The sequence below is a fragment of the Stutzerimonas tianxiuensis genome (assembly GCF_053470365.1).
Map to the genome: position 1 here is coordinate 196,440 of NZ_JBPVWS010000006.1, position 19,866 is coordinate 216,305.

24 protein-coding genes are annotated in these 19,866 nt (G+C 59.8%); 14 read left to right on the forward strand and 10 right to left on the reverse strand.

The genetic code is table 11. The annotated features are described in order from the left end of the window. From pabC to ACSSNI_RS10250, 7 genes are all read left to right on the forward strand, one after another. The gene (pabC, locus tag ACSSNI_RS10220) at positions 1-816 is read left to right on the forward strand and encodes an aminodeoxychorismate lyase (RefSeq protein ID WP_200637748.1); all 816 of its coding nucleotides are present in this window, start codon (positions 1-3) and stop codon (positions 814-816) included. Beyond that, complete coding sequence (mltG, locus tag ACSSNI_RS10225; RefSeq protein ID WP_200637750.1) at positions 813-1,880, forward strand: endolytic transglycosylase MltG; 1,068 nt, start codon at positions 813-815, stop codon at positions 1,878-1,880. The genes pabC and mltG overlap by 4 nt, the downstream gene beginning before the upstream one ends. Then, entirely contained in the window at positions 1,877-2,509 is a 633-nt protein-coding gene (gene tmk, locus ACSSNI_RS10230; protein ID WP_200637752.1) for a dTMP kinase, read from the forward strand. The genes mltG and tmk overlap by 4 nt, the downstream gene beginning before the upstream one ends. Then, a complete protein-coding gene (locus ACSSNI_RS10235; RefSeq protein ID WP_200638178.1) occupies positions 2,502-3,491 on the forward strand; it encodes a DNA polymerase III subunit delta' in 990 nt (329 codons plus the stop codon). Before tmk ends, ACSSNI_RS10235 begins: the two co-directional genes overlap by 8 nt. Before the next feature lie 31 nt (positions 3,492-3,522). Next, entirely contained in the window at positions 3,523-3,879 is a 357-nt protein-coding gene (locus ACSSNI_RS10240; RefSeq protein ID WP_019342489.1) for a PilZ domain-containing protein, read from the forward strand. A gap of 143 nt (positions 3,880-4,022) precedes the next feature. Further along, entirely contained in the window at positions 4,023-4,808 is a 786-nt protein-coding gene (locus tag ACSSNI_RS10245; protein WP_200637754.1) for a TatD family hydrolase, read from the forward strand. Between the two features lie 187 nt (positions 4,809-4,995). Next, a complete protein-coding gene (locus tag ACSSNI_RS10250; protein ID WP_200637757.1) occupies positions 4,996-6,399 on the forward strand; it encodes an amino acid permease in 1,404 nt (467 codons plus the stop codon). A 206-nt stretch (positions 6,400-6,605) separates the two neighbouring features. Here the strand turns inward: ACSSNI_RS10250 and ACSSNI_RS10255 are convergent, their stop codons facing one another. Continuing rightward, on the reverse strand, positions 6,606-7,739 hold the full coding sequence (locus ACSSNI_RS10255) for an aminotransferase class V-fold PLP-dependent enzyme (RefSeq protein ID WP_200637759.1): 1,134 nt from the start codon (positions 7,737-7,739) through the stop codon (positions 6,606-6,608). A 73-nt stretch (positions 7,740-7,812) separates the two neighbouring features. On the opposite strand from ACSSNI_RS10255, the gene ACSSNI_RS10260 reads away from it, so the two are divergent. The 4 genes from ACSSNI_RS10260 (at position 7,813) to ACSSNI_RS10275 (ending at position 10,627) form a co-directional block, all read left to right on the forward strand. Next, positions 7,813-8,433, forward strand: coding sequence for a TetR/AcrR family transcriptional regulator (locus ACSSNI_RS10260; RefSeq protein WP_019342493.1), 621 nt, complete (start codon positions 7,813-7,815; stop codon positions 8,431-8,433). 47 nt (positions 8,434-8,480) lie between these two features. Beyond that, on the forward strand, positions 8,481-9,371 hold the full coding sequence (locus tag ACSSNI_RS10265; RefSeq protein ID WP_200637761.1) for a radical SAM protein: 891 nt from the start codon (positions 8,481-8,483) through the stop codon (positions 9,369-9,371). Between the two features lie 74 nt (positions 9,372-9,445). Then, positions 9,446-10,051 (forward strand): DUF4823 domain-containing protein, encoded by a 606-nt coding sequence (locus tag ACSSNI_RS10270; RefSeq protein WP_200637764.1) that lies wholly within the window; start codon positions 9,446-9,448, stop codon positions 10,049-10,051. A gap of 9 nt (positions 10,052-10,060) precedes the next feature. Further along, a complete protein-coding gene (locus ACSSNI_RS10275; protein ID WP_200637766.1) occupies positions 10,061-10,627 on the forward strand; it encodes a DUF1285 domain-containing protein in 567 nt (188 codons plus the stop codon). A gap of 100 nt (positions 10,628-10,727) precedes the next feature. Here the strand turns inward: ACSSNI_RS10275 and ACSSNI_RS10280 are convergent, their stop codons facing one another. From ACSSNI_RS10280 to dapE, 3 genes are all read right to left on the reverse strand, one after another. Further along, on the reverse strand, positions 10,728-11,099 hold the full coding sequence (locus tag ACSSNI_RS10280; protein WP_200637767.1) for a hypothetical protein: 372 nt from the start codon (positions 11,097-11,099) through the stop codon (positions 10,728-10,730). Positions 11,100-11,220: 121 nt separating this feature from the next. Further along, complete coding sequence (locus ACSSNI_RS10285; RefSeq protein ID WP_200637768.1) at positions 11,221-12,024, reverse strand: putative RNA methyltransferase; 804 nt, start codon at positions 12,022-12,024, stop codon at positions 11,221-11,223. Further along, complete coding sequence (gene dapE / locus ACSSNI_RS10290; RefSeq protein WP_200637769.1) at positions 12,018-13,166, reverse strand: succinyl-diaminopimelate desuccinylase; 1,149 nt, start codon at positions 13,164-13,166, stop codon at positions 12,018-12,020. Before dapE ends, ACSSNI_RS10285 begins: the two co-directional genes overlap by 7 nt. Positions 13,167-13,325: 159 nt before the next feature. Here dapE and tcdA point away from each other — a divergent pair, with 159 nt between their 5' ends. Next, entirely contained in the window at positions 13,326-14,132 is an 807-nt protein-coding gene (gene tcdA / locus ACSSNI_RS10295; RefSeq protein WP_200637770.1) for a tRNA cyclic N6-threonylcarbamoyladenosine(37) synthase TcdA, read from the forward strand. Positions 14,133-14,150: 18 nt separating this feature from the next. Here the strand turns inward: tcdA and ACSSNI_RS10300 are convergent, their stop codons facing one another. The 4 genes from ACSSNI_RS10300 to ACSSNI_RS10315 all read right to left on the reverse strand — a co-directional run bounded on the left by ACSSNI_RS10300 (position 14,151) and on the right by ACSSNI_RS10315 (position 17,322). Further along, on the reverse strand, positions 14,151-14,582 hold the full coding sequence (locus tag ACSSNI_RS10300; protein WP_200637771.1) for a SufE family protein: 432 nt from the start codon (positions 14,580-14,582) through the stop codon (positions 14,151-14,153). Further along, positions 14,579-15,784 (reverse strand): aminotransferase class V-fold PLP-dependent enzyme, encoded by a 1,206-nt coding sequence (locus ACSSNI_RS10305; protein WP_200637772.1) that lies wholly within the window; start codon positions 15,782-15,784, stop codon positions 14,579-14,581. Before ACSSNI_RS10305 ends, ACSSNI_RS10300 begins: the two co-directional genes overlap by 4 nt. 89 nt (positions 15,785-15,873) lie before the next feature. Then, complete coding sequence (gene dapD / locus ACSSNI_RS10310) at positions 15,874-16,908, reverse strand: 2,3,4,5-tetrahydropyridine-2,6-dicarboxylate N-succinyltransferase (protein WP_102834788.1); 1,035 nt, start codon at positions 16,906-16,908, stop codon at positions 15,874-15,876. Positions 16,909-16,950: 42 nt separating this feature from the next. Continuing rightward, positions 16,951-17,322, reverse strand: a complete 372-nt coding sequence (locus ACSSNI_RS10315; RefSeq protein ID WP_200637773.1) for an ArsC family reductase — start codon at positions 17,320-17,322, stop codon at positions 16,951-16,953. A gap of 188 nt (positions 17,323-17,510) precedes the next feature. Here ACSSNI_RS10315 and ACSSNI_RS10320 point away from each other — a divergent pair, with 188 nt between their 5' ends. Together ACSSNI_RS10320 and ACSSNI_RS10325 are read left to right on the forward strand one after the other, a co-directional pair. Continuing rightward, complete coding sequence (locus ACSSNI_RS10320) at positions 17,511-17,756, forward strand: hypothetical protein (protein WP_102834786.1); 246 nt, start codon at positions 17,511-17,513, stop codon at positions 17,754-17,756. Positions 17,757-17,767: 11 nt separating this feature from the next. Continuing rightward, entirely contained in the window at positions 17,768-17,914 is a 147-nt protein-coding gene (locus ACSSNI_RS10325; protein ID WP_159968678.1) for a hypothetical protein, read from the forward strand. A gap of 38 nt (positions 17,915-17,952) precedes the next feature. Here ACSSNI_RS10325 and dapC read toward each other — a convergent pair whose 3' ends face one another. Both dapC and ACSSNI_RS10335 read right to left on the reverse strand, forming a co-directional pair. Further along, positions 17,953-19,149 carry a succinyldiaminopimelate transaminase gene (dapC, locus tag ACSSNI_RS10330; protein WP_200637774.1) on the reverse strand — a complete coding sequence of 399 codons (1,197 nt, stop codon included), beginning with the start codon at positions 19,147-19,149 and terminating at the stop codon, positions 17,953-17,955. A 49-nt stretch (positions 19,150-19,198) separates the two neighbouring features. Beyond that, on the reverse strand, positions 19,199-19,864 hold the full coding sequence (locus ACSSNI_RS10335) for a COG3650 family protein (RefSeq protein ID WP_200637776.1): 666 nt from the start codon (positions 19,862-19,864) through the stop codon (positions 19,199-19,201). Between the last annotated feature and the right edge of the window lie 2 nt (positions 19,865-19,866).

The window sequence follows — 19,866 nt, forward strand, 5'->3', positions numbered from 1 at the left end:
TTGAGCTGGGTGGACGGGCAGCCGGCTGAAGGGCTGCCCATTCATGATCGAGGGCTTGCGTACGGCGACGGTTTGTTTGAGACGATCAAGGTGGTGGGCGGCCAGCCCGAGCTGTTAGATAGGCATTTACAGCGACTGACGCGTGGCTGTCAGCGTCTGGCTATTCCCTGTGATATCGACCTCTTGAACAATAATCTCAGCGCTTTCTGTGCCGAGCTTGGGAGGGGTGTAGCTAAGCTCATTGTCAGCCGAGGGGAGGGCAGGAGAGGCTACGCTCCCCCCATTCCTTGCCGGCCCCGAATCGTTCTAACCGGATCACCCCTGCCTGATTACCCGAATGCACATGCCGAACAGGGCGTGCGCCTTTTCCCCTGTACGACCCGTCTTGCCGAGCAGCCGATTCTGGCCGGGCTGAAGCACCTGAACCGTCTGGAGCAGGTGCTGGCCCGCGCCGAGTGGCAGGATTCGGTATTCGCTGAAGGCTTGATGCGCGACAGCTCCGGGCGGGTTATCGAAGGCGTGTTCAGTAACCTGTTTATCGTCGATTCAGACAGGTTGATGACTCCGTCCCTCGAGCGTTGCGGTGTGGCGGGGGTCATGCGCGAAGAAGTGCTGGAGCGCGCGCAGCAAGCTGGCGTATCAACCCACATCGGCGATCTTTCGCTCGATCAGCTACATCGTGCAGACGAGGTTTTTATGTGTAACAGTCTGTACGGTATCTGGCCTGTGCGCCAATTGGACGCCAGTGTATGGCCGGTGGGGCCTGTCACACGTAAACTTCAATGCTTGGTGAATGATCTGTCGAGCAATACGTGATTCGAAAACTGTCTTATGCGCTAATTGGCGCCTCGCTGGTCGCTGCGCTGGTGCTCGGCGTGGTCTTTTGGAAGCTGCAGGCCGCGTTGGGACAACCACTTCAGATTGATGAAGCGCAAGCGCTCGAGGTCCAGCCCGGCGATACGCCCAGTGGCTTGTTTCTGCGGTTGGAGCGAGACGGCATATTGGGCGACTCGTTTTGGTTGAGGCTGCATTGGCGGCTGAAACTTTCCGGCCATACCTTGCACAGCGGCGAGTATCAGTTGCGCCCTGAGATGACTGCCCGCGACATGATTGGGCTATGGCAACGAGGCGAGGTGGTGCAGCACACCTTGACCATCGTCGAAGGATGGAACTTTCGTCAGGTGCGGGCCGCGTTGGAGGCGTTGTCTACGGTTCAGCAGACGATAGCTGGCCAGTCGGATGAGAAGGTCATGGAGCGCCTCGGTCAAGAGGGCTCGCACCCCGAGGGGCGTTTTTTTCCAGACACCTATAGCTTTACACGCGGTGTTTCCGATCTTGAGCTGCTTCAGCGCGCCCATTCGCGGCTGGAGACAGTGCTGGCTGAAGAATGGCAACAGCGTAGTGAAGGCTTGCCCTATCAAGACGCCTACGAGGCGCTGATCATGGCTTCCATTATTGAAAAAGAAACCGGCGTCCCTTCAGAGCGCGGCGAGATCGCCGGCGTTTTCGTTCGTCGGCTTGAGCAGGGCATGCTGCTGCAGACTGATCCGACGGTGATCTATGGCATGGGCGAAAAGTATAAGGGCCGCATCACCCGCAGTGATTTGCGTCGGCCGACTCCCTACAACACCTATACCATTAGCGGCCTACCACCGACGCCGATCGCTATGGTTGGCCGCGAAGCGATTCACGCAGCTCTGCATCCAGTTGAAGGAAAAAGCCTCTACTTCGTCGCGCGGGGGGATGGCAGTCATGTCTTCAGCAATTCCTTGAGCGAGCACAACCGCGCGGTGCGTGAGTATCAACTCAAGCGCCGATCAGACTACCGCTCCAGCCCACCGCCCCGGCAAAGCCCGGCGCCGATCGAGAATGCCCAGTGACAGGACTCTTTATTACGTTGGAAGGGCCGGAGGGTGCGGGCAAGAGCACCAACCGCGAGTACCTCGCCCAGCGCTTGCGCGGCCACGGTCTTGATGTCGTCTTGACACGAGAGCCTGGAGGTACGCCATTGGCGGAGTCCATTCGTGAGCTGCTGTTGGCGCCTGCCGACGAGCCAATGAACAGTGATGCGGAGCTTTTGCTGGTTTTTGCTGCGCGCGCCCAGCATCTTGCTCAGGTCATCCGCCCCGCGCTTGAGCGTGGCGCTGTGGTGCTTTGCGACCGCTTTACCGATGCCACCTACGCTTATCAGGGTGGTGGGCGTGGGCTCTCTACTCAGCGCATCGAACAGCTTGAAAGTTTCGTACAGGGCGAGATGCGCCCAGACCTGACGCTAGTTTTCGACTTGCCTGTAGAGGTCGGTCTAAGCCGGGCCGCTGCGCGTGGCCGCCTCGATCGGTTTGAACAAGAGGGGCTCGGATTTTTCGAGGCCGTGCGCAACACCTATCTCCGTCGGGCGGGGCAAGACCGGCAGCGCTACCGCATTGTCGACGCGGGCCTGTCTCTGTCGGCGGTGCAAGAGGCGCTGGACAGGCTTTTGCCTGAGGTGTTGGAACGTGCCCGTGGCTGACGGCATTCTTCCCTGGCAAGCTGATCTCTGGCATCTGCTGGCCGGTCGTCAACAGCATGCTCATGCATATTTGCTACATGGACCTGCGGGCATCGGCAAGCGTGCGCTAGCCGAACAGCTTATGGCGCTTTTGCTGTGTCAGCGACCGTCAACGCAGGTCGCCTGTGGAAGCTGCAAAGGCTGTCTGTTACTGGCCGCTCATACCCACCCAGACCACTACATCCTGGAGCCCGAGGAGGTCGACAAGGCTATCCGGGTCGATCAGGTTCGGCAGCTGGTAGGGTTCGTTACCCAGACGGCTCAGTTAGGCGGGCGCAAGGTCGTGCTGCTCGAGCCGGCCGAAGCGATGAACCTGAACGCTGCCAACGCGCTGCTGAAGAGTCTTGAAGAGCCAGCAGGCGATACCGTTCTGTTGCTTATCAGCCACCAACCCAGCCGCTTGCTGCCAACGATCAAGAGTCGCTGCGTGCAGCAAAGCTGTCCATTACCGAAGCGCCAGCAGAGCCTTGATTGGCTGGCGGCCAAGCTTCCTGATGTATCGCCCGCGCAGCGAGAAGAGCTACTTGCGTTGTCTGCGAACTCACCCCTGGCAGCGCTTAAGCTGCACAGTGCTGGTGTACTTGATATGCGGGTGCAGGTGGTCGACGGGGTGAAGAAGCTGCTCAAACGGCAGCATTCGCCCAGTCAGCTTGCTGAAGCCTGGAACCCGCATTCGTTGATTCTGTTATTCGACTGGTTTTGCGAGTGGGCACATCTGATTTTGCGTTTTCAGATGACCGGCGATGAAAGTGGTCTTGGCACGGCCGATATGCAGAAGGTGGTTCAATACCTGGCGGAGAAATCTTCACCTGACCGGCTGCTGACGTTTCAGGATTGGCTGCTTGCCCACCGGCAGAAAGTGTTAGGCAAAGCCAACCTTAACCGTGTCTTGCTTCTCGAAGCGCTTCTGGTGCAGTGGGCAAGCTTGCCCGGGCCAAGCTAGAATCCATCGGAACTGTTGTTAGGAATACTGCATGAGCCTGCCTGCAAACCTTGGTCCGCGTAACGGCATTCTGTCCCTGACCATCAAGGACAAGTCAGTGCTCTATGCCGCGTTCATGCCGTTCATCAAGCATGGCGGATTATTCATTCCCACCAACAAAAGCTACAAGCTCGGCGACGAGGTGTTCATGCTGCTGAGCCTGATGGATGAGCCTGAAAAAATCCCAGTCGCCGGCAAGGTCGTTTGGATTACGCCCAAGGGTGCTCAAGGCAACCGGGCGGCGGGCGTTGGTGTGCAATTCAATGAAGGCGACTCGACAGCGCGCAACAAGATCGAAACCTACCTGGCCGGCGCGATGAAGTCCGACCGACCAACGCACACCATGTAAGTTGATAACGGACGGCTGCCCGTTTCACTTCGCCTCCTTCTGGACTTTGCTGTTTTTGCTTGAGCTACCTTGGCCTGACGAACCTGGCTGCGAATGAGCAGGTGCTTGCTCTACAATGGCGCGTTTAGGTTCGGGTAGTTTCCATGCTGATCGACTCGCATTGTCACCTAGATCGCCTCGATCTGGCCTCGCACGACGGCTCCCTTGATGCAGCGCTCGATGCAGCGCGTCAACGGGGTGTTGGGCATTTCCTCTGCATTGGTGTCAGCGCCGAAAACACGGCGGCGGTCAAAGCGCTCTCGCAGCGCTATGCAGACGTCGACTGTTCGGTGGGCGTACACCCGCTGGACCTCGAGCCTGGTGCCGAACCTGCGCTGGGCTGGTTACTGGAGGAGCTTGCCGCGCCCGGCGTAGTCGCAATCGGGGAAACCGGGCTCGATTATCATTACGAGCCCGAAGCCGCCGAGCTGCAGCAACAGTCGTTCCGCCTGCATCTCGAAGCCGCACAGGTCTGCGGTAAACCCGTCATCGTCCACACCCGTGCGGCTCGCGCCGACACACTGGCGCTGCTTCGCGAAGCGTCGTTGCCGCAGGCTGGCGTGCTGCATTGCTTCACCGAAGACTGGGACATGGCCAAGTCCGCCCTGGATCTCGGGTTCTATATTTCGCTATCGGGCATCGTGACGTTCCGCAATGCCGAAGCGCTCCGCGATGTGGCCCGCCGTGTCCCTGCGGATCGTCTGCTGGTTGAAACGGATTCGCCCTATCTCGCCCCCGTCCCTTATCGCGGTAAGCCGAACCTGCCGCAGTATGTGCGGGAAGTCGCCGAGTACCTTGCTGAGCAGCGCGGTGTCGGTTTCGAGGCGCTGGCGGCGCAAACTACGGAAAATTTCAAGCGGCTGTTTCCCTTGGCTCGCGTCAAGAGCTGAAGCGCGCCGCGGCAGCTTGCAAACCGGCGTGCGTGGCGGGCCTTCTCTGCAGATGCGGTGTACAATCCGCGCCGCTTCACGCACACGCCGGCTGCCGGCATTAGGATGCGACGGTTGGCTTAACGCTCATGCATGGCCGGCCGTCAGTCTCGTCTTTTCTTCGTCACAGACCAAACAAGGTGACGCCATGTCCAGCGATGCGCTGCACACTGGGCCGCTTCAGCGCGGCCTGAAAAACCGGCATATCCAGCTGATCGCGCTCGGCGGGGCTATCGGAACGGGGCTCTTCCTTGGCTCGGCTGGCGTGCTGCGCAGCGCTGGGCCTTCGATGATTCTGGGTTATGCCATCGGCGGGATGATCGCGTTCCTTATCATGCGTCAGCTTGGTGAAATGATCGTCGAGGAGCCGGTTGCTGGGTCCTTCAGTCATTTCGCGCACAAATACTGGGCGCCCTACGCGGGCTTTCTGTCCGGTTGGAACTACTGGGTGCTTTACGTGCTTGTGGGAATGGCCGAGTTGACGGCGGTAGGCAAGTACGTTCAGTTCTGGTGGCCGGAGGTGCCGACTTGGGCCACCGCTGCAGTGTTTTTCGTGCTGATCAACCTGATCAATCTGGTCAATGTGAAGACCTTTGGCGAGACTGAGTTCTGGTTTGCCATCGTCAAGGTTGGCGCCATCGTTGGCATGATTGCGCTGGGCCTGTACTTGCTGCTGAGCGGCGCAGGTGGCGGGCAGGCCGGCTTCAGCAACCTCTGGAGCCACGGCGGATTCTTCCCCAATGGCATCAGCGGGATGGTCATGGCGTTGGCCATTATCATGTTTTCCTTCGGCGGCTTGGAGTTGGTGGGGATTACCGCAGCCGAAGCATCGGACCCGAAGACGGTCATTCCAAAAGCCATCAATCAGGTTGTTTACCGGATTCTGATTTTCTACATCGGCGCCCTCAGCGTTCTGCTGGCGCTTTATCCGTGGGACAGCTTGCTGGAAACGCTGGGCTCGGCCGGTGACCCTTACAGCGGCAGCCCGTTCGTGCAGATCTTTTCACTGATAGGCAGCGACACTGCGGCGCACATCCTTAACTTCGTGGTGCTGACGGCTGCCCTCTCGGTCTATAACAGCGGCGTGTACTGCAACAGTCGCATGCTGTACGGGTTGGCAGAGCAGGGCGATGCGCCAAAGGTGCTGATGATGGTCAATCGCCGTGGCGTGCCGGTGCTGGCGATCGCACTTTCGGCGCTGGTCACCATGCTCTGCGTGCTGGTCAACTACCTGCTGCCGCAAACAGCACTCGAATTGCTCATGTCGCTGGTGGTTGCGGCGCTGTTGATCAACTGGGCAATGATCAGCCTTGCTCACCTGAAGTTTCGCAAGGCGATGAAAGCGCAGGGTATCGAGCCTTCCTTTAAGGCCTTCTGGTATCCATTCAGCAATTACCTGTGCCTGGCGTTTGTGGCATTGATTGCCGCCATCATGCTGTCGATGCCAGGTCTGCGAACGTCCATCATAGCCATGCCATTCTGGGTGCTGTTTATCTGGATGTGCTTCCGGTTGAGGCTTTCGAGCCGGCGTGCAGCGCATAGTGAAGCCTGACACCCAGGCAAAAAAAACCCGGCGTCACGAGGAGCCGGGTCAAGACCATTAGGAGTATGAGGTCACGTTCCTCGCTCCCTCAGCTGGCCGAGCATTGGGGGGATTGCGCGGCCAGTGATTGAAGTATTGGTCCGGATCGTTAACCTTGCTGGGCGAATACGGCCCTTTTTAAACGGATTTGGAATAGTCACGATCAGGCTGATCGCTCACTTTACGAGCAGCCGGTGAATGACTGCCAAAGTTTGCTCGATGACCTCTGCTCGCGTGTAGAAATGCGGTGACAGCCTGATCCCTCCGCCCCGGAGCGCACAGACGACCTGCTCTTGTTTGAGGCGTTGAAAAAGCGTCGGGTTGTCCAGCCCGTCAATCCGGAACGTCAGGATGCCTGCCCGTCGGCCTAGATTGATTGGGCTCAACAGCGCGACACCCGGCATGGCCTCCAGCTCGCGCTGAAGATGCTCAATGCGTTCGGCCAGCGCCTGGCCCACTGCAACCATTCCTACTTCTTCCAGCAGAGATAAGCTTGCGTCCAATGCCATGGCGCCAAGCAGGTTTGGGCTGCCGCACTCGAAGCGCTGAGCGCTGGATGCTGGCTGCCAGTCGCTGCGGTCATAATCACCGGCGTGCTCGAGCATATGCCAGCCGTATTCGTGAAGCTTGAGCTGACCGCGCAAGTCGCTACGGCAATAGAACACCCCCAGGCCCTCGGGCCCCAATAGCCATTTGTGCCCGTCCGCCATGGCGAACGCGCATCGATACTGCTGAACATCGAATGGCAGCGCGCCCAGCTGTTGTATTGCATCGATGCACAGCAGTACCCCTCGTTGTTCGCAGCCTTGACCGAGTCGTGCCAGATCAAGCCGTAGTCCACTTGCGTACTGCACCGCACTGATCGCCAGTAGCCGCACGTTCGGTCCACAGGCCGCGAGCAGATCGCCTTCGGGATCTTTGCCCTTGAGACTGACCTGGATGACCTCAACTCCTTGCGGTTGCAGCGCCTCCCAAACCACACGATTGGAGGGGAACTCCTCGTCGCTTATGACGACCTGGTCTCCTGCTTTCCAATCCAGCCCAAAGGCCACGAAAGAAAGTGCTTCCGAGGTGTTCTTGACCAACGCAATGTCCGCTGGGCTGGGTGCGTTGAGAAGTCTGGCCAGACGATCTCGCAAGCGGGTTTCGACCGCCAGCCATTGAGGATAATCGCGCGCGCCAACCGTGCTGTTCTGCTCGGCAAATTTGATTACCGCATCGCTCGCTCGACGTGGCCAGGGCGCCACAGCCGCGTGATTTAGGTACCGTAAGCCTTCGATTTGGGGAAATTCGTCATTCAATGTACTCATAGGCAATGTTCCGTGCATTTTCTGACTAAACAGGCATAATCATCTGCTTCGATTTTTCACTCCGCAGCCTCTTATGCAAAATGAATCCCGCAAGGTCCGCGAATTTCGCCGTCGCGAACAAGAGATTCTCGATACGGCGCTCCAGCTGTTCCTCGAACAAGGTGAAGACAGCGTCACTGTCGAGATGATCGCCGACAGGGTTGGCATCGGCAAAGGCACCATCTACAAGCACTTCAAATCGAAGGCTGAAATCTACCTTCGGCTGATGCTCGACTACGAGCGAGATCTGAATGAGCTGCTCCATTCGCCAAGTCTCGATCAGGACAAGGAAGCGCTGTCGCGCGCTTATTTTGAGTTTCGCATGGGCGATCCCCAGCGTTATCGCCTGTTTGACCGGCTCGAGGAAAAGGTAGTCAAGGGCAATCAGGTGCCGGACATGGTCGAGGAGCTTCATCGTATCCGTGCCTCCAACTTCGAGCACCTGACCCAGTTGATCAAAGGTCGCATCGCCGAAGGCAAGCTGGAAGATGTGCCGCCTTACTTCCACTATTGCGCAGCCTGGGCTCTGGTACATGGAGCTGTTGCGCTGTATCACTCGCCATTCTGGAGCAATGTTCTTGAGGATCAGGAAGGTTTTTTCCAGTTCCTCATGGATATCGGCGTGCGTATGGGCAACAAGCGCAAGCGCGACTAGCAACTTGGACCAGCGGCAATGGCTAGCTGGCGAGGCGGGTACATCCGATGAGCACATTTCCCATCAGCTACATCGAGCCGGTGTTCCGGCCGCCAAGCGAAGCGCATTCGCTGATCTTGCCTGTTACCAATGGATGCTCCTGGAATCGCTGCACCTTCTGCGAGATGTATGTTCAGCCGCAGAAGAAATTCCGTGCTCGTGATGAAGAGCAGGTGCTCGAAGAGATCAGGCGATGTGGCGAACGACTGATCGTTCAGCGCGTGTTTTTAGCTGATGGGGATGCGCTGGTACTACCGACTCGCCGACTGCTGACTATTCTCGAGCAAATCCGGAAGCACATGCTCGACGTCGAGCGCGTGTCGAGCTACTGCCTGCCGCGTAACCTTCGCAAGAAGTCGGTCGACGAGCTCAAGGAGCTTGCCGATGCCGGTCTCAAAATGGCTTATATAGGCGCTGAATCCGGCGACGACGAGGTGTTGGCGCGGGTCAATAAAGGTGAGACCTACGAGTCGACGCTTAGCGCATTGGATAAGTTGCGACAGGCTGGAATCACCCGCTCGGTGATGATCCTCAACGGCCTGGGCGGAAAGGCCCTCAGCGAGCAGCATGCAGTGAATTCGGCCCGCTTGATGAACCAGGCGCAACCTGAGTACCTGTCTACGCTTGTCGTCAGCTTCCCCGGTGGCGAGGCGCGCTTTCGCGAAGGATTTGCGGATTTCCAGGTGCTTGACCGTCAGGCACTGTTTGTCGAGATCCAGACCCTGCTGGAGTCGCTGGAACTCGAGGACACCGTATTCCGCAGTGACCATGCTTCGAATTACCTGGTTCTCAAGGGCGTTCTCGGTCAGGACAAACCCGCCCTGTTGGCTCAGGTCCGTCAGGCCATTGAATCACCGGAGCGTGCACCGCTGCGCCAAGAGTGGCAGCGGGGGCTCTGAGACACATTCCTGCGAACTGGCGTGTTTGCTGCATTGCTTTGCCGAACGTCGGATTTCCGTCAGGACTGGTGCAAATGATGAAAGTGTTCAGCCTTATCGTGGCCGTGCTCATGCTGAGCGGCTGCATGAAAGTCAGCGATATGGCCGAGGAAACCCGCTTCCAACTGCGAGATGTTGGCATTCTCGACCATAGCGAGACGGTGAGGTCCGCCTCGTGGCGGCTGCAGCCGGATTCCTTCATCTACATTGCGCAGGGGCATTTCGTTCCCCCAGGCGGGGCCTATCCTCGACCGAACGTGGTGGCCGAAGAGGCGTTTGAGAGCTTCGTCCTTTACTTTCCGCTGGTCCGGCGCGCTCCAGAACCTGTAGGGCTGGAGGAAGCATTGAACCAGGCGGCGATTGCTGGTGCCCATTACTTGTTGTATTCGCGATTCGCCGCGGCCGATGACCGTATTGGCAGTTTTGACGAGTTCAACGATCAGCGCGCGCTTGATCGTGTAGGTGTCGATACCAGCGTGGTTCAGTTGATGCTGATCGAGACCGGAAATCGGTATCTGGTCGATACCGCCAGTATTCGCAGTCGCGGCGGTTTGCTAAACATTTATGACGCGACACCGCAGGTCTTGTTGGGGCCGCCCTTGCGTGATTACGCCCGGCGCCTGATAGGCCTGGGGCGCTGAGGAGCCGACATGAGCGATACGGGAAAAGCTGCAAACCTGTTAAGTCAGATTCCCAAGGCCGAGAAAAAAGGCCTGCCACCGGTACACCTGTGGAACCCGCCGTTCTGCGGTGATCTGGATATGCGAATCGCGCGCGACGGGAGTTGGATCTACCAAGGTACGCCAATCGGGCGGCCAGCGATGGTGCGGCTGTTTTCCTCGGTTATTCGGCGAGACGGCGATGATTATTTCCTGGTGACCCCGGTCGAGAAGGTCGGCATCAAGGTGGATGACGCGCCTTTTGTGGCTGTCGAGTTGGTGGTGGAAGGAAGTGGCGAAGGCCAGGTGCTGCGCTTTATCACCAATGTCGGCGACGAAACCGAAGCGGGAATCGAGCACCCTATACGGGTCGAGCTGGATCCGGATACGCAGGAGCCTGCGCCCTACGTTCATGTACGGGCAAACCTCGAGGCGCTGATTCATCGCAACTTGTTTTACCAGTTGGTGGAGCTGGCCGTTCCGCGAGATATCGATGGTGTCGCTTGGCTAGGTGTGTGGAGCCATGGCCAGTTTTTTCAGATTGGTCGCTCCGAGTAGCGCGTCAGAGCGGCTTGAGCCGCTCACTTTCCGCCCTCGGTAACCCTTTGCTGGCTTTGCGTCTCGTCACAGATATAGAGTGCGCTGCGCGGGCTGAGGGTCAGTCGGTGCGCCAGACGATTTCAGCTTCACCACGCTCGCTGACGCTGATCCAGCGGTCGGCGTCTTCCACCGATTCTTCTTCCTGCCAACCGCCCGGTGCGCAGCGAATCTCCACGCCGAGTGCCTGATAGGCATCGCGGGCGCAGGCTATATCGTCTTCCCAGGGCGTGGCGTCGCTTTCAAGCAGCAGGCTGTGCCACTTGCCCACGGCCTTGGGCAGCCAGGTCACTGGAATGTCGCCGGCCCTGCACTTGAAGGTTTTACCCTTTGCCTGCCAGGGGGAGCAGGTTCCGACCGCCTGGGTCAGCCAGTCAGTGACGGCGTCCTGGCTGGCGTCCCTGAGGTAGATTTCGATATCCGGTTGACGCATGGAATGGCCTTGTCTGGCTGACGATGCAGCCGGTTGGATGGAAAGTGTTGAGGCCTCAGAGGCCACATCAGACGCATTGGATCGACTTTAGGTCGAGGTAGCGTTCGCTTGTTGGTTCTGATCAGTCTCGTTGAATCCAGTCATAGCGTATCGCAACCCGTACGTGCAATGGCGCCTCAATGACCGCTGCGCGGCGTTCGGCACTGGCGCGCCAGCCGTGCGGAGTCATCGCCAGCAGATCGGCTCGCGCCTGCGAGTCGTCCAATTGCAGCTCGAAGGTTAATGTCTCGCTGTGTGCGAGATGCATACCCTCAGGAATAAGCGACAGATGCTTCTGGTCGTCGTAATCACGGACCTCGTCGTACAGCAGCCCTCGCAGTTCCCATAAATGCTCGCGAGTCGGCCCCATGCGCAGCAGGCCGCCGCCGGGCGCTAACAGGCGGCGTGCTTCGGTCCAATCCAACGGGCTGAAGACGCTGGCCAAGAGATCGCAGCTGGCATCGGCCAACGGCACCCTGGCCATGCTTGCTACCAGCCAGTCGATCTGTGGCGCGCGCTTGCAGGCGCGCTTCACAGCTTCGCGGGAAATGTCTAGCGCATAGCCTTGCGCGCCGGGCAGCGCTTGAGCTATTTGCGCCGCGTAATAGCCTTCGCCACAGCCAATATCGAGCCAGCGACGCGGCGATCGCTCGGCCGCCAGTTGTGCCAGGCGTTTCGCCAGCGGCGCGTAGTGGCCGCCATCGAGAAAGCGCCGCCTCGCCTCGACCATAGCCTGGTTGTCGCCGGGATCGCGGCTGTTCTTGTGTTGCACCGGAAGCAGGTTCAGATAGCCCTGACGGGCTCGATCAAACCGGTGATTGGCCGGGCAGGCAACGCCATTTTCCACCGCACCCAGCTCGCCGTGGCAGATAGGACAGATCAGCATGCGAGCAGGTTGACCAGGGTCTGGTAGTAGATCTCGGTGAGCAGATCGAGGTCGCTGGCGAGGATATGCTCGTCCACCTGATGAATCGTCGCGTTTACCGGCCCCAGCTCGACCACTTGGGTGCCCAGTGTGGCGATGAAGCGCCCATCCGAGGTGCCGCCGCTCGTAGAGGGCTTGGTCTCGCGGCCGGTAACGCTGCGGATCGCCGCAGCCACGCCATCGAGCAGATCACCTGGTTCGGTCAGAAAGGGCAGGCCTGAAAGCGCCCAGTCAACGTTCCAGTCCAGGCCGTGCTTGTCGAGAATCGCCGCGGTGCGTTGCTGCAATCCTTCGACCGTGGATTCGGTGGAAAAACGGAAATTGAACACGGCTTCCAGCGTTCCGGGGATGACGTTGGTCGCGCCGGTGCCTGAATTCAGATTGGAGATCTGGAAGCTGGTCGGCGGGAAGAACGGGTTGCCGTTATCCCAGTGTTCGGCGGCCAGCTCAGCCAAGGCCGGCGCAGCCAGATGGATCGGGTTTTTGGCAAGATGCGGATAAGCCACATGGCCCTGTCGTCCGCGAACGGTAAGCGTGCCGCCGAGTGAGCCGCGGCGGCCGTTCTTGACCACATCACCGACAAGTGTGGTGCTCGATGGCTCGCCGACAATGCACCAATCCAGTCGCTGGCCCCGTTCCCGCAGACGTTCTACGACGGCCTTGGTGCCGTAGTGTGCAGGGCCTTCCTCGTCGCTGGTGATGAGGAAAGCGATCTGGCCATTGTGGTTCGGGTGCTTAGCGGTAAAGCGCTCTACAGCCACAATCATCGACGCCAGGCTGCCTTTCATGTCTGCCGCACCGCGACCATGGAGCATGCCATGCTCATCGATCCGCGCGGCGAACGGCGGATTCTGCCACGCCTGTATCGGGCCGGTAGGGACCACATCGGTGTGGCCGGCGAAGCACAGGACCGGACCTTCGTTGCCGCGAATCGCCCAGAAGTTTTCGACGTCCTCGATGTGCATTGACTCGATGGCGAAGCCGCAGGCGGAGAGCCGCTCGGTCATCAGCTGCTGACAGCCCTCATCCAGCGGGGTGACCGATGGCCGATTGATCAGCTCGCAGGCAAGTTGGAGGGTCGGGGAGAGGGCGGCGGCGGTCATCACGGCTCCGGGGTAAGGCGGGGAAAGGGCGCCATATTAAATTAAAAAGCAGGGCAGCAGCGGGTCTGAACCAGCCTGGTTGAAAACGCATCGGTATGCCTGGTTGGGACGGCGAGGGCTCGGGCCTATAATCCGCGAATGTCTTGTTTGAGGTATGCCATGTCTATCGACGATCAACGGTTCGGCGGCATCGCCCGTCTGTACGGCTCCGAGGGGTTGCAGCGGCTGGCGGCTGCGCATGTCGCGGTGGTCGGTATCGGCGGGGTTGGTTCGTGGGCGGCCGAGGCGCTGGCGCGCAGCGGCGTTGGAGAAATCAGCCTGTTCGATCTGGATGACGTCTGCATCACCAACACCAACCGGCAGGTACATGCGCTTGAAGGGGCGGTGGGCAAGCCAAAGGTGGACGAGATGGCGGCCCGGATCAGGGCAATCAATCCGGCGTGCGTGGTTCACGCCATGGCCGATTTCGTTACCCGCGAAACCATGGCCGACTACATTACCGAGCAGCTCGATTGCGTCGTCGACTGCATCGACAGCGTACCGGCCAAAGCCGCGCTCATCGCCTGGTGCAAGCGGCGCAAGATCCAGATCATCGCGACCGGCGGGGCTGGCGGACAGGTCGATCCCACCCAGATCCAGGTCGCCGACCTGAACAAAACGTTCAACGACCCGCTGGCGGCTAAAGTGCGTTCGCTATTACGGCGCGACTATAACTTCTCCCGCACGCCAGGTCGGACCTACAGCGTGCCTTGTGTGTTCTCCACCGAACAGCTGCGCTACCCCAAACCGGACGGCGGCGTTTGCCAGAGCAAGAGCTTTGTCGGCGAGGGGGTAAAGCTCGACTGCGCCGGCGGGTTTGGAGCGTCAATGATGGTGACTGCCAGTTTCGGCTTGGTCGCTGCAGCGAGGGCGGTGGACAAGCTGGTCGCCGGGGCTCGGAGACCGGCGGAGCGTTCGAAGAGCTGAAACCGCCACAGTTTGGCCTCAGCCTTTCGACGCGGGTCCGGCAGCCGTCGCCAGCTCGCGCATTCTGCCGATAACGGCGTTCATCCCATTGGCCCGGGATGGCGAGAGCTGCCGAGAGAGGCCCAGTTGGCCGAACCAGTCTGCTACGTCCAGCCGCAGCAGTGCATCGGCATCCAGGCCATTAACCCGAGCCAGCAACACGGCCAGCAGCCCGCGCAACAGACGGGCCTCGCTGGTGCCGCGAAAGTGCAAGCTATCGCCTGGCTGATCGCCAATCAGCCAGAGTTTGCTGTCACAGCCGGCAACCAGGTTGAGCTCATTGCGCTCGGCGTCGCTCAGGGGCTCAAGCCGATCACCCCATTGCATCAACAACCGCGCACGTTGCTCCCAGCCTGCCGCCAGCTGAAAGGCCTGCAGCGTTTCCTGAGCAGCTTCGGGCAGCTCGGTCATCGCAGCATTGCCAGTGCCTGATCCAGCGCACCGAAGAATCGCTGCAGATCGACGCCATCGTTGTACAGTCCGAGCGATACGCGAATTGCGCCTTCGACCCCCAGAGACTTCATCAGAGGCTGGGCGCAGTGGGTGCCACTGCGTATGGCAATGCCTTGTTCGGTCAGGATGTGGGCCAGATCACCGTGATGGATGTCGTCGACGGTAAAGCTTGCGAGCGCCAATTGGGGACTACCCAACAGCCGCACGCCTGGTCGCTGCGCCAAACCTGTTAACAGAGCGTTGTGCAGGGCCAGCTCATGACGGTCGACGGCCTCGGCATTCAGCTTCGAGAGATAGTCCAGTGTGGCACCTAGGCCAATTACCCCGCCGATGGGCGGGGTGCCGGCTTCGAATCCAAGCGGTGCGGCATGAAAGTCTGCACTGTGGAAGTCAGCAACGCGGACCATTTCGCCGCCGAACTGCCAATGCCTGAGTTTGAGCAGCGATTCGCCCCGGCCGTAGAGCGCGCCGACGCCTTCTGGACCGTACAGCTTGTGGCTGGACAGTACATAGAAATCGCAGTCCAGCGCCTGCATGTCATGCCGACCGTGAACTACGCCCTGAGAACCGTCGACTACGCTGAGCGCGCCCTGCGCGTTGGCCAGTGGCAGTAGTTCTGCCAGCGGCTGCCAAGCCCCGAGTACATTGGATAACTGGCTGACGGCAAGCAGGCGGGTGCGTGGGCCGATCAGGCTGGCTGCCGCTTCAATATCGATGATGCCGTGTTCGCTGAGCGGCAATACGACCAGCTTCGCGTCCTGGCGCCGCGCCAGCTGCTGCCAGGGCAGCAAGTTGGCGTGGTGCTCCAGGGCGCTGACGACGATTTCATCACCCGCTGTAATCAGGTGTTCCAGGCCGTAAGCCAGCAGATTCAGCGCTTCTGTGGCGCCGCGGGTGAAGACGATTTCGGTCGGACAGGCGGCGTTGAGCCAGCGCGCTACCTTGATCCGTGAGTCTTCGAAGGCGCGGGTTGCTCGCTCAGCCGGCTGGTGCTGCGCGCGATGGACGTTGGCGGTGCCACAGGTGTAATAGCCGGTCAGGGCGTCGATCAGTGCCTGGGGCTTCTGCGATGTGGCCGCGCTGTCCAGGTAGGTCTGACCCTGGGACTCAAGGATAGCCAGGGCAGGGAAGTCGGCGCGCCAGGGGGATGTCAGCGGCATGGATACTCCTGAAAGCAGGACGGGACGCCTGATGGAGAAATGCGTAGACAGGCGGGCTGCAGCCGGCCCGTCTACGTTTGACGCTGCGCTTAGTTGTGCGCGTGCAACGCCTCGTTCAGCTCGATTGCAGACTTATGTGTCTTGCATTCGACCGCACCGCTCAACGAATTACGGCGGAACAGCAGGTCGGTCTGGCCGGCCAGTTCGCGCGCCTTGACCACCTTGACCAGCTCGCCTTGTTCATCGAGCAGGTTCACTTTGGTGCCGGCTGTGATGTACAGACCGGATTCCACGGTGTTGCGGTCGCCCAGCGGGATACCGATCCCTGCGTTTGCGCCGATCAGGCAGCCTTCGCCGACCGAGATCACGATGTTGCCGCCACCGGAAAGGGTGCCCATGGTCGAGCAACCGCCACCCAGGTCCGAGCCCTTGCCGACGAACACGCCAGCCGAGACGCGACCTTCGATCATGCCCGGCCCTTCGGTGCCGGCGTTGAAGTTGATGAAGCCTTCGTGCATCACGGTAGTGCCTTCACCCACATAGGCACCGAGACGGATGCGTGCGCTGTCGGCGATACGGACGCCGGCCGGAACCACGTAGTCGGTCATCTTCGGGAATTTGTCGACCGAAACGACTTCCAGCAGGTAGCCCTTCAGACGCGCTTCCAGCTGACGTTCGGCGAGTTCGGCCAGGTCGACTGCGCCCTGGTTAGTCCAGGCGACATTGGGCAGCAGCGGGAAGATGCCAGTGAGGTTCAAGCCGTGCGGCTTGACCAGTCGATGCGAGATCAGATGCAGCTTGAGGTAGGCTTCCGGCGTGGAGGTCAGCGCGGCGTCTTCGGCGAGCAGCGTAACCACCAGCGGGCGCTGGCTTTCGGCGAGGCGGGTAAGCAACGCGTGCTGAATGGGATCAATCGTCTTGATTGCATCGGCCAGTAGTGCGGCCTGTGTGGTGCTGATAGTGATCGCCTGATTGCCGCCCTGGTAATTGAGCAGCGGTACAACCGCGTCGACCAGCTCGCCGGCTGGACGAAGCAGGGGTTGCGCATAGAAAACTTCGAGCCAGTTGCCCTGACGGTTTTGAGTGCCGACGCCAAACGCCAGGCTGAAGAGGGAGTTGCTCATGGTGGAATCCTTTATTAGTCGCGCTCGTCTTGGCGAGCGGTTTCAGTTCTTGGCTACCAGCTCGGCAGCGTAAATGTCTGGCTTGAAGCCAACGAGTGTCTTGTCGCCCAGATCGAGAACCGGGCGTTTGATCATCGAAGGCTGGGCCAGCATCAATCCGATGGCTTTTGCCTGGTCAAGATCGGCTTTTTGCTCATCGTTCAGCTTGCGGAAAGTGGTGCCAGCACGGTTGAGTAAAGTCTGCCAACCATGTTCATTACACCAGGCTTCCAGGTGGGCGCGGTCGATACCGGCGCTCTTGTAATCATGAAACTCATAGCTTAGCCCCTGCTGGTCGAGCCAGGTACGGGCTTTTTTCATGGTGTCGCACGCCTTGATGCCGTATAGACAGCGTCCTTTGCTTTTATCGGGCATAGCAGCTCCGCTTTCTCCGGCCAAACTGGGCCGCGGATTATGCCATGACGAGACGAAGCCTGCCGTCCGCAGCGTGAAGCTGGCTCAACTTCACTGCCGCGTGCACTCGTTTACGTGAGTAAAAGAGGTTCGACCTTTTCGACCCTTCATGTTGTCCATTGATCACAATCGTAACGATGAGGTCCTGTATGGCACGCAAGCATTTCGAGAACCACGAAGCTATTTCGTCCGCCGTTCCTGCTGACGAGGGGTTCGAGGCTGTGATCGCCGTCAAGCGTCGCGGCACCGATGAGAATGCACACGTTTTCAAAGTCGCCAACGGTCGCCGTTACGACCTCGCGTCTGAAGCGGACGTGGCTGCCGAAGCTGCCTTGACCAAGGTCAGGGAGGTCAGCGACGAAGGCGAGCTGATCTGGGAAGAAAATGCGATCTGACGGAGGTTGTCATGAGCGAATCGGAAAAGCCGAGCACTGAAGAGCAGAGCAGGCAAGACGAGAACACCAAGGCTGATATTCCCGAGCATATGAAGCCGGAGAATCTTGAAAAGCTGCGTGACTATGGCAAGGACATGATTCCGCCAGGCGTTGCCTGAAATCGCCTAACCGGACGCCAGCGCGTCCGGTTCCGGCATCAAAGCGTCTTGATGAATGCACGAATCCGCTCTGCGGCCTCGACGCAATCTTCCAGCGGTGCCACGAGCGCCATACGGACCCGGCCGGTACCTGGGCTGAATCCTTCGACTTCGCGAGACAGGTAAGAGCCCGGAACGACAGTGACATGCTCACGTGCATATAACTCGCGGGTGAAACGCTGGTCATCCACTGGCGTCTTGGGCCACAGATAGAAACCGCCGTCCGGCCGCTGCACATCCATCACGGGTGAAAGGATGTCCAGCATCGCGTCGAACTTCTCCCGGTACAGCTGCCGATTGGCCTGCACGTGAGCTTCATCGTTCCAGGCAGCAACGCTGGCCAATTGCGTCTGCACCGGCATGGCGCAGCCGTGGTAGGTGCGGTACAGCAGAAACGCCTTGAGAATACCGGCATCGCCTGCGACGAACCCTGAACGCAGCCCTGGCAGGTTCGAGCGTTTGGAGAGGCTGTGAAAGACCACGCAGCGCTTGAAGTCGTCGCGCCCGAGCGCTGTACAAGCGGTCAATAGCCCGGCAGGCGGCTGGTCTTCGTCGAAATACAACTCGCTATAGCACTCGTCTGCGGCGATGACGAAGTCGAACTCGTCCGCCAGGGCAATCAGCTTCTTCAGCGTTTCAAGCGGGACTAGCGCGCCGGTTGGGTTGCCTGGCGAGCAGAGAAAGAGGATTTGCGTGCGCTGCCAAACATCTGCCGAAACCGCGTTGAAGTCTGGGTTGAAGCCATTTTCAGCGGTGCAAGGCAAATAATGTGGAGTGGCGCCGGCCAAAAGCGCCGCACCCTCGTAGATCTGATAGAAGGGATTGGGGCTGATAACCAGCGCACCCTGCTCACGATTGACTACAGCCTGGGTGAAAGCGAACAGCGCTTCGCGGGTGCCGTTGACTGGCAATACATGCCGTGTCGGATCGATGGCTCCCTGGGCTACGCCAAAGCGCCGCTCGCACCAGCGGGCAATCGATTCGCGTAACGCCGGGATGCCCTGCGTGGTGGGGTACACCGCAAGCTGATCAAGGTTGTCGGCCAGCGTCTTTGCGACGAAATCGGGCGAACGGTGCTTCGGCTCACCGATCGACAGCGCGATTGGGCGCTTGTCTGCTGGAGGCTGCGCACCGGCAAGCAGGCCGCGCAGTTTTTCGAAGGGATAGGGCTGCAGCAGGGTCAGGGCGTCATTCATGGTCGGGTCTTCGAAGCGTCGAGAGGCGCCAGGCTGCGCCTCGAAAAATTCAGTCTTGGCGGGCGCCGCCATAATAGGCGCAGCCGCGTAAGGTCTGGCCGTCCAGGCGTAGCTCGGCAGTCAGATGGTTGACTGCGCCGGTTGCGCTGTCCAGGCAGCGCTGCGGGGCCACCCACAGTTCGAGGCGCTGATCGTTGGCTTCGGTACTGAAGTTGGTCTGCCCGCCCGGCAGTTGCTCTTCCAGGTAGGGTAGCGCCAAGGCCTGTTGGTCGGGACGCTCAAGGAGCAAGCCGCCGTCGGTGATCTTTACGCTCCAGCCTGGCTCATGCCCCGTCGCGCGCAGGAGCAACTGGTTGAATGCCGCGTCGCTGCAGCCGGGTCCCTCTGCTTGCAGGCGATACACCTGAGTCAGCTGAAGCTGGTCACTGTTGCCATCTTGATTGGTCAGACTGCCACGCAGGTCGGCAAACAAAGGCTGGTTGCTTCCGGCCGTCAGTGCTTGCACGTCATCGGGTAAACCTGTCGCGCCGCTGTCGACCAAGGCGAGGCTGCGTCGCCCCTGGCAGCTGCTGAATTGCAACCCGCCGTGCTCCTGAGTAATGGTGCCTTGCAGGCGTTCGGTCGAGCGCATCGGAGCCTCTTCGCTCCATTGCAGTGACTGGCAACCGGCAAAAACCGGTAGAAGGCTGAGCAGTAAAGCGCGGGGTGCGATCATGA

What these genes read in the sequence shown, in the direction of transcription:
- ACSSNI_RS10240 (WP_019342489.1), top strand. Translation starts at nt 3,523, where the DNA reads ATGAGCCTGCCTGCAAACCTTGGTCCGCGTAACGGCATTCTGTCCCTG.
- ACSSNI_RS10245 (WP_200637754.1), top strand. Translation starts at nt 4,023, where the DNA reads ATGCTGATCGACTCGCATTGTCACCTAGATCGCCTCGATCTGGCCTCG.
- ACSSNI_RS10250 (WP_200637757.1), top strand. Translation starts at nt 4,996, where the DNA reads ATGTCCAGCGATGCGCTGCACACTGGGCCGCTTCAGCGCGGCCTGAAA.
- ACSSNI_RS10255 (WP_200637759.1), bottom strand. Translation starts at nt 7,739, where the DNA reads ATGAGTACATTGAATGACGAATTTCCCCAAATCGAAGGCTTACGGTAC.
- ACSSNI_RS10260 (WP_019342493.1), top strand. Translation starts at nt 7,813, where the DNA reads ATGCAAAATGAATCCCGCAAGGTCCGCGAATTTCGCCGTCGCGAACAA.
- ACSSNI_RS10265 (WP_200637761.1), top strand. Translation starts at nt 8,481, where the DNA reads ATGAGCACATTTCCCATCAGCTACATCGAGCCGGTGTTCCGGCCGCCA.
- ACSSNI_RS10270 (WP_200637764.1), top strand. Translation starts at nt 9,446, where the DNA reads ATGATGAAAGTGTTCAGCCTTATCGTGGCCGTGCTCATGCTGAGCGGC.
- ACSSNI_RS10275 (WP_200637766.1), top strand. Translation starts at nt 10,061, where the DNA reads ATGAGCGATACGGGAAAAGCTGCAAACCTGTTAAGTCAGATTCCCAAG.
- ACSSNI_RS10280 (WP_200637767.1), bottom strand. Translation starts at nt 11,099, where the DNA reads ATGCGTCAACCGGATATCGAAATCTACCTCAGGGACGCCAGCCAGGAC.
- ACSSNI_RS10285 (WP_200637768.1), bottom strand. Translation starts at nt 12,024, where the DNA reads ATGCTGATCTGTCCTATCTGCCACGGCGAGCTGGGTGCGGTGGAAAAT.
- dapE (WP_200637769.1), bottom strand. Translation starts at nt 13,166, where the DNA reads ATGACCGCCGCCGCCCTCTCCCCGACCCTCCAACTTGCCTGCGAGCTG.
- tcdA (WP_200637770.1), top strand. Translation starts at nt 13,326, where the DNA reads ATGTCTATCGACGATCAACGGTTCGGCGGCATCGCCCGTCTGTACGGC.
- ACSSNI_RS10300 (WP_200637771.1), bottom strand. Translation starts at nt 14,582, where the DNA reads ATGACCGAGCTGCCCGAAGCTGCTCAGGAAACGCTGCAGGCCTTTCAG.
- ACSSNI_RS10305 (WP_200637772.1), bottom strand. Translation starts at nt 15,784, where the DNA reads ATGCCGCTGACATCCCCCTGGCGCGCCGACTTCCCTGCCCTGGCTATC.
- dapD (WP_102834788.1), bottom strand. Translation starts at nt 16,908, where the DNA reads ATGAGCAACTCCCTCTTCAGCCTGGCGTTTGGCGTCGGCACTCAAAAC.
- ACSSNI_RS10315 (WP_200637773.1), bottom strand. Translation starts at nt 17,322, where the DNA reads ATGCCCGATAAAAGCAAAGGACGCTGTCTATACGGCATCAAGGCGTGC.
- ACSSNI_RS10320 (WP_102834786.1), top strand. Translation starts at nt 17,511, where the DNA reads ATGGCACGCAAGCATTTCGAGAACCACGAAGCTATTTCGTCCGCCGTT.
- ACSSNI_RS10325 (WP_159968678.1), top strand. Translation starts at nt 17,768, where the DNA reads ATGAGCGAATCGGAAAAGCCGAGCACTGAAGAGCAGAGCAGGCAAGAC.
- dapC (WP_200637774.1), bottom strand. Translation starts at nt 19,149, where the DNA reads ATGAATGACGCCCTGACCCTGCTGCAGCCCTATCCCTTCGAAAAACTG.
- ACSSNI_RS10335 (WP_200637776.1), bottom strand. Translation starts at nt 19,864, where the DNA reads ATGATCGCACCCCGCGCTTTACTGCTCAGCCTTCTACCGGTTTTTGCC.